General features: G+C 75.7%; 4 protein-coding genes and 2 pseudogenes. 1 reads left to right on the top strand and 5 read right to left on the bottom strand.

The genetic code is table 11. The annotated features are described in order from the left end of the window. Nucleotides 1–704: PE family protein (locus A5634_RS02080; protein ID WP_065142430.1), on the bottom strand; the 704-nt coding region annotated here is incomplete at its 3' end. On the opposite strand from A5634_RS02080, the gene A5634_RS27940 reads away from it, so the two are divergent. Continuing rightward, nucleotides 698–904, top strand: coding sequence for a hypothetical protein (locus A5634_RS27940; protein WP_155769311.1), 207 nt, complete (start codon nucleotides 698–700; stop codon nucleotides 902–904). The two genes, A5634_RS02080 and A5634_RS27940, sit on opposite strands and share 7 nt — an antisense overlap. A 227-nt stretch (nucleotides 905–1,131) precedes the next feature. Here the strand turns inward: A5634_RS27940 and A5634_RS30245 are convergent, their stop codons facing one another. From A5634_RS30245 to A5634_RS02070, 4 genes and pseudogenes are all read right to left on the bottom strand, one after another. Continuing rightward, entirely contained in the window at nucleotides 1,132–2,025 is an 894-nt protein-coding gene (locus tag A5634_RS30245; RefSeq protein WP_437339933.1) for a hypothetical protein, read from the bottom strand. Nucleotides 2,026–2,238: 213 nt separating this feature from the next. After that, nucleotides 2,239–2,328, bottom strand: a pseudogene (locus A5634_RS30240) (PE family protein); the annotation flags it as partial. A 1,311-nt stretch (nucleotides 2,329–3,639) separates the two neighbouring features. Then, nucleotides 3,640–3,834: pseudogene (locus A5634_RS30235) on the bottom strand (PE domain-containing protein); the annotation flags it as partial. Between the two features lie 205 nt (nucleotides 3,835–4,039). Then, nucleotides 4,040–6,796: a PE family protein gene (locus A5634_RS02070; protein ID WP_065142428.1), complete on the bottom strand. Its 2,757-nt coding sequence runs from the start codon at nucleotides 6,794–6,796 to the stop codon at nucleotides 4,040–4,042. Between the last annotated feature and the right edge of the window lie 98 nt (nucleotides 6,797–6,894).

Raw genomic sequence — 6,894 nt, 5'->3', positions numbered from 1 at the left:
GCGGCATCCGGCAATGGCGGTGCCGGTGGCGCCGGCGGTATCGGCGGGAAAGGCGGGACCGGCGCGGCCGGCATCGCGCCGGCCCCGCCCACGCCGCCATTGGTGCCGCCCGTGCCGCCCGCTCCGCCGATCCCGCCGCTGCCGAACAGCCCACCGGTGCCGCCCATTCCGCCGGCCCCACCGCCGGCGACGGTTGAGCTGCCGCCCGCTCCGCCGGCACCTCCGCGGCCGAACAAACCCGCGGCACCGCCGTTGCCGCCTTTGAGACCTGGCGCGCCGGAACCGCCCGCGCCGCCGTCGCCGAACAACAAGCCGCCGGGCCCGCCGTCGTTGCCGGTCCCGCGTCCCCCGTTGGCGCCATTGCCGATCAGCGGCCGCCCGAACAAGGCCAGCGCGGGTGCGTTGAGCACATCGGACAGGCCCTGCCCGGCGTTGGCGGCCTCGGCGCCGGAATAGCCGGCCGCGGCCGCGGCCAGCGCCCGCACGAATTGCTCGTGAAACGCCGCGCTTCGGGTACTGACGGTCAGGTAGGAGTCCGCGTGTAGGCCAAAGACCTCGGCGATCGCTGTCGATACCTCGTCAGCAGCGGCGGCCGCCAGTCGCGTGGTGACGGTCGTTGCGGCGGCGCCGAGTGCAGAGTTGATGCTCGCCAGGTCGCTGGCGGCCGTGACCAGTAACTCTGGCCTCACGATCAGAAATGACACCGGGCACCTCCTACGTCGCGATCAGTATCGCGGCTGGAGGACAGGACACCCCGGGTTTGCCGAGATTTGTGTATGTGCACGTGCCGTATCGGCTGCCGTCGCAGATCGGGCCGCCCGACACCCTGCTCGACGTCCATTCCGGGCAACTGGTCGAGCTCGAATACAAGGCGCCGCTGTGGGCTACAGTCCCGGTTCGCTAGGCGCCGCGCCGCAGAGCTACAACGGCGTCGGTATCACCGTGGCCTTGATGGTGGCCGCGTTGCCGTGGCGTTGCTGTTCCCTTTGCTGATCGCGTTCGTCGCGCTCTAACGGGCCGGGGAGACATGTGCCTGTTTGCCCGCCTCTGCGCGACAAATACCGATCATTCGGCCCCGCGCGGGCGATTTGTCGCGCAGAGGCGGGCAAAAGACACATGGTCTAGATCCGGCTACTGCTGCCGTCCGTCGTTGCCGCCCGCGCCGAGCAGCAGCCCACCGGTGCCGCCGGTGCCGCGCCCGCCCGACGGGGTGCCGGTTCCGCCGTTGCCGCCGTTGCCGCCGTTACCGATCAGCACAGCGTTGCCGGCGTTGCCGCCACCGCCGCCGGCGCCGGAGCCGGCCCCGCCGGCGCCCCCATCACCGCCGTTGCCGTTGAGTCCGGCCTTACCGCCGGACCCGCCGAGGCCGCCGATGGTGTTCGGGTTCGGGCCGCCCGCACCACCGGCGCCCCCGCCGCCGCCGGAGCCGTTAAGCAGACCGGCGTTGCCGCCGGCGCCGCCGGCGCCACCGTGGGAGTTGAACAGCCCCTCGCCACCGTTGCCGCCGGTCCCGCCCGAGCCGAACAGCACGCCGCCGTTGCCGCCGGTCCCGCCGGTGCCGCCGGTGCCGTTGTTGGCGCCGCCGCCGCTACCTCCCGCGCCGCCCGCGGGACCGGCAGCCAGGAAGCCCGCGTTGCCGCCGTTCCCACCAGTCCCGCCGATGGACAGGCTGTAGCCGCCGGCTCCGCCAGTTCCGCCGCCGCCGAACAGCCCGCCCGAACCGCCCGCACCGCCAGCCCCGCCGGTGCTGGTGCCGAACCCGCCGACTCCGCCGTCCCCGCCGCTGGCGAACAACCCGCCGGTGCCGCCCGCTCCGCCGGCCCCGGCGATACCGGCGAATCCGCCGTAGCCGCCAACCCCGCCACTGGCGAACAACCCGCCGTTGCCACCGGCACCGCCGGCCCCGCCGACACCGGGTCCGCCGCCCGCGCCGCCGGTTCCGGCGGCACCGAACAGCAGGCCCGCGTTGCCGCCCCGGCCCGCTCCGCCGCCGAAGAACGGCCCGGGGGTACCGACGGGGGCCACCGCCGTGCCACCGGCACCGCCAGCGCCGCCGGAGCCGACCAGGAACGCCGACCCACCGCCCCCGCCGAGCCCACCGGTGTTGACGCCGGGCCCACCTGCGCCACCGGCGCCGCCCGAGCCGAACAAGATCCCGCCGCCGCCGCCGTTGCCGCCGGCCCCGCCGGTGGCGCCCGCCACACCGGATCCGCCGATGCCGCCGTTGCCGAACAGCCAGCCGCCGTCGCCGCCGGGGCTCCCGGCAATTCCGTTGGCGCCGTTGCCGATCAGTGGACGCCCGGTGACGGCCTGGATGGGTGCGTTGATGGCGCCCAGCGCCTGTTGCTGCATCGCGTGCACCGGGTTGGTGCTGGCCGGCGCGTTGAAGCCGTCCAAACCCAGCAGTTGACCGGCGATACCGCCGGCACCGGCCTTGCCCGCGGTGGTGCCCGTGCCGCGACTGCCGCCGTTGCCACCGTCACCGATCAGCACTGCGTTGCCGCCGGCGCCGCCGGTGCCGCCCGCTTTTCCGCCGGCGCCGCCGCTGCCGCCATTGCCGCCATCGCCGAACATCCCGGCCGTGCCCCCGGCGCCGCCGTTGCCGCCGGCGGTGATGCCGCCTTGGCCGCCCGTTGCGCCCGCTCCGCCGGAGCCGTTGAGCATGCCGGCGTTGCCACCGGCTCCGCCTTTGCCGCCGGTCATGGCTCCGAACCCGCCGGCGCCGCCGGCGCCGCCATCGCCGAAGAACATCCCCCCGCTACCGCCGCCGCCCCCGGCACCGCCGAGGCCACCCGGGGTGACACCCTCGCCGCCGATGCCTCCGGCGCCACCAGCGGCGCCGAGGCTCAGCATGCCGGCGTTGCCGCCGGTCCCGCCGACGCCACCAGCGGTTGCGCCGTGGCCACCGGCGCCACCGGTGCCACCGGCACCGAACATCCCGCCCGCGCCGCCGTTACCCCCGGCTCCGCCGGCGGTACCGATGCTGGTCCCGCCGCCCCCGCCGGTGCCGCCGGCTCCGAACATGCCGCCTGCGCCGCCGGCACCGCCGGCCCCACCGTCGCCGAAGCTGAAGCCGCCGACACCGCCGGCTCCGCCGTTGGAGAACATGCCGCCGGTGCCGCCGGCGCCGCCGCCACCGCCGGGTGCGGTCAGACTTTGGGTGGACCCACCGCCGCCGCCTGTCCCGGCGGCCCCGAAGAGCATGCCGGCGTTGCCACCCGCCCCACCGGTACCGCCGGCGCCGGCTACCGAGTTGCCGCCGGCCGCACCGGCGCCACCTGTGCCGATCATCCCGGCCGCGCCGCCCCGGCCGCCGGCCCCGCCCTTGCCCGTGGTGCCGGCCCCGCCGGCGCCGCCCGCGCCGCCGTTGCCAAGGAACCCGCCGGCGCCGCCGGACCCGCCCGCGCCGCCCTCGGTCCCGGCCTTACCCGAACCGCCGGCGCCGCCGTTGCCGATCAGCCACCCGCCGGGCGTCCCGTTCTGTCCGGTTCCCGGTGCGCCGTTGGTGCCATTGCCGATCAGCGGGCGCCCAGTCGCCGCCAGGACTTGACCGTTGATTCCGTCGAGCAGGCCCTGAAGATTGGTCGCTTCAGCGGCGGCATACATCGTCTGACCGTTGCTCATCGCCTGCACGAACTGCTGATGAAAGAGCGCGGCCTCTGAGCTGATGGCCTGATAAGCCTGGCCGTGTGCGGAGAACAGTGCCGCCAGTGCCGCCGACACCTCGTCTTGGGCGGCCGCCAGCAGTGACGTGGTCTGGGTGGCCGCCGCGGCGTTCGCCGCACTCAGCGCCGATCCGATGCCGTCCAGATCTGCCGCGGCCGCGGCAAGCATTTCGGGACCAACTACGAGGTACGACATGGCTGTCCTCCCGCCTCAAGCTCGTGAGAATGCCCCCCAGAATGGGCGCCGCCGCGGTGCCGAACGTCGGTCGAAGGACGTAGATGTCGTGCTACGGGGGTCGTAAATCAGCCCAACGGGGATGCGCACACAAGACCGCGGCGGTGCCTTCGAGCACCGCCGCGGTTGCCTGGGGAACTCAGGGCCGCCCGTTGTTGCCGTCCGCGCCGAGCAGTTGCCCACCGATACCGGCGGCGCCGGGTGCCCCAGGCGGCGTGCCGGGTCCGGCGTTGCCGCCGTTGCCACCGTCGCCGACCAACACCGCGTTGCCGCCCTTGCCGCCGGAACCGCCCGTGCTGCCAGTACTGGCCGCGCCGGCGCCGCCGTCGCCGCCGTTGCCGATCACCCCGCCCATGCCGCCGGATCCGCCGGAGCCGCCGGGGTCGCCGAGTTCACCGGCGCGTCCGGCTCCGCCCGCCCCGCCGGAGCCGATGAGCATGCCGGCGTCGCCGCCATTACCGCCTGCCGCGCCGCGGAATCCGCCACCGCCCCCGACGCCGCCGGCCCCGCCGTCGCCGAAGAACATGCCGCCGTTGCCGCCGGTGCCACCGGCCCCGCCGGTGCCGCCGCCGTTGTTATTCCCGCCGCCGCCGCCCGTGCCGCCCGGGGCGCCGAGGCTGAGCATGCCGGCGTTGCCGCCGTGCCCGCCGACACCGGCGGTGGTCTGGCCGAATCCGCCGGCGCCGCCATTGCCGCCGCCGCCGAACAGCCCGCCGTTGCCGCCATTACCGCCGGCCCCGCTGTTGCCGTTGAGGTTGCTGGCCCCACCGGCACCGCCGTCCCCTCCGTTGGAGAACATGCCGCCTGCGCCGCCGTTGCCGCCGGCACCGCTGGTCTGGCCGAACCCGGCGTCCCCGCCGGTCCCGCCGCTGGCAAACAACCCGCCGTTGCCGCCGGCCCCACCGGTACCGCCCTTGCCGGCGCCCCCGACACCCGGCGTGAAGGAGACGGCGCCGTCGCCGCCGTTCCCGGCTGCGCCCGCGAGCATGCCAGCGTTGCCGCCAGCCCCGCCCGTTCCCCCGATGGCCGCGCTGGATGCCCGGCCGCCGACTCCGCCGGTTCCGCCCGAGCCGAGCAGCCCAGCGTTCCCGCCGGCGCCGCCCGTTCCGCCGTTGCCGGTTGTCGACGCGCCGCCGGCGCCGCCGGCGCCGCCGGTACCAAACAAGCCGCCGCCGGTCCCGCCGTGACCGCCAATGCCGCCGGCGGTACCGGAACCGCCGATGCCGCCGTTGCCGAACAGCAGCCCGCCATCACCGCCCGCGCCGCCGGTGCCGGCGATTCCGTTGGCGCCGTTGCCAATCAGTGGTCGCCCGATCGCTGCCTGAACGGGCGCGTTGATGGCGTTCAGGGCCTGTTGCTGCATGGTGTGCAGCGGGTTGTTGCCAAGTGGCGCGTTGAAGCCGTCCAGGCCCAACAGTTGACCGCCCATACCCCCGGCGCCGACGGTGCCTTTGGTCGCGCCGAGACCGCCGTTGCCGCCGTTGCCGCCGTCACCGATCAACATTCCGCTACCGCCGGCCCCGCCCGCGCCGCCGGTGCTGCCCGCGGCGGCTTGGCCGGTGCCCCCGCTACCGCCGTTGCCGCCGTTGCCCATCAGTCCCGATCTGCCGCCAGCGCCACCGGCGCCGCCCAGGCTGGTTCCGGCGTCGCCGCCGGACCCGCCCGTGCCGCCGGAGCCGGCGAGCAGCCCGGCGCTGCCGCCGGCCCCGCCCTTCCCGCCGTTGGTGGGACCGAAGCCGCCGTTGCCGCCGGTGCCGCCTTCACCGAACAGCAGGCCGGCATTGCCGCCGGCCCCGCCGGCGCCGCCGTTTCCGGTTGCCGGGGTGATGCTTTCGCCGCCGGTGCCGCCGGCTCCGCCGGCGCCGAGGCTGAACATCCCGGCGTCACCGCCGGTTCCGCCGGCACCGCCGCTGACCGAACCGTGCCCGCCGCTGCCGCCGTTGCCACCGGCGCCGAACATCCCGCCGGCCCCGCCGCCTCCGCCGAGTCCGCCGGTGCCGCCCGTGCTGACGCCGCCGGCACCGCCGGCCCCGCCGTCGCCGAACATGCCGCCCGCTCCACCGGTCCCGCCGGCGCCGCCGAGCCCGCCGATGGTCGTCCCGCCGACCCCGCCGGCGCCGCCGTTGGAGAACAGACCTCCGGCCCCGCCGACGCCTCCGGCCCCGCCGGGTTGGGTGATGCTGTCTGCGAGCCCGCCGGCGCCGCCCGTTCCGGCCGCGCCGAACAGCAGGCCCGCGTTACCGCCGGCGCCGCCGACCCCGGCGGCCGCCTCCGAGTTGCCGCCGGCCCCGCCGACGCCGCCCGAGCCGAACAGCCCAGCGGCCCCGCCGTGACCACCCGCCCCGCCCGGACCGGCCACAGACGTTCCGCCCGCGCCGCCGGCCCCGCCGTTGCCGATCAGCCCACCTGACCCGCCTGCCCCGCCGGCGCCACCGGTCCCGCCGCCGTTGGTGCCGGATCCGCCGGCGCCACCGTTGCCGATCAACCACCCGCCGGCGGTCCCGTTTTGTCCTGTCCCCGGGGCGCCGTTGGTGCCGTTGCCGATCAGTGGTCGGCCGGTCGCTGCCTGGACGGGCGCGTTGATGGCGTCCAGCAGGCTCTGAATGGGAGCTGCGTTGGCCGCCTCGGCGCTGGCGTACATCGCGCCACCGGCATGGAGGGCCTGAACGAATTGCTGGTGAAACAGCTCCGCCTCGGCGCTGAGGGCCTGATAAATCTGGGCGTGCCCGGAGAACAGGGACGCCAGTGCCGCCGACACCTCGTCAGCACCGGCCGCAAGCACGTTGACGGTTGGTGCCGCTGCCGCCGCGCGGGCGGCGCTCAGCGCCGAGCCGATGTTCTGCACATCGGTGGCGGCGGCCGCCAGCATCTCGGGGGCCATTAGAACAAACGACATCGCGGGACTCCTGGTCGCAGTCGAAGGAACGGGTCCAGACTGCGCAGGACGGCGCGCAACAACGTCAGTCAGAAGACGTAGATCGGGTGGGCTACCGG

The sequence above is a fragment of the Mycobacterium asiaticum genome (assembly GCF_001673365.1).
Classification (GTDB): Bacteria; Actinomycetota; Actinomycetes; order Mycobacteriales; family Mycobacteriaceae; genus Mycobacterium; species Mycobacterium asiaticum_A.
The sequence above is the reverse complement of the archived record's forward strand: the minus strand, read 5'-3'. Positions and strand labels throughout refer to the sequence as shown.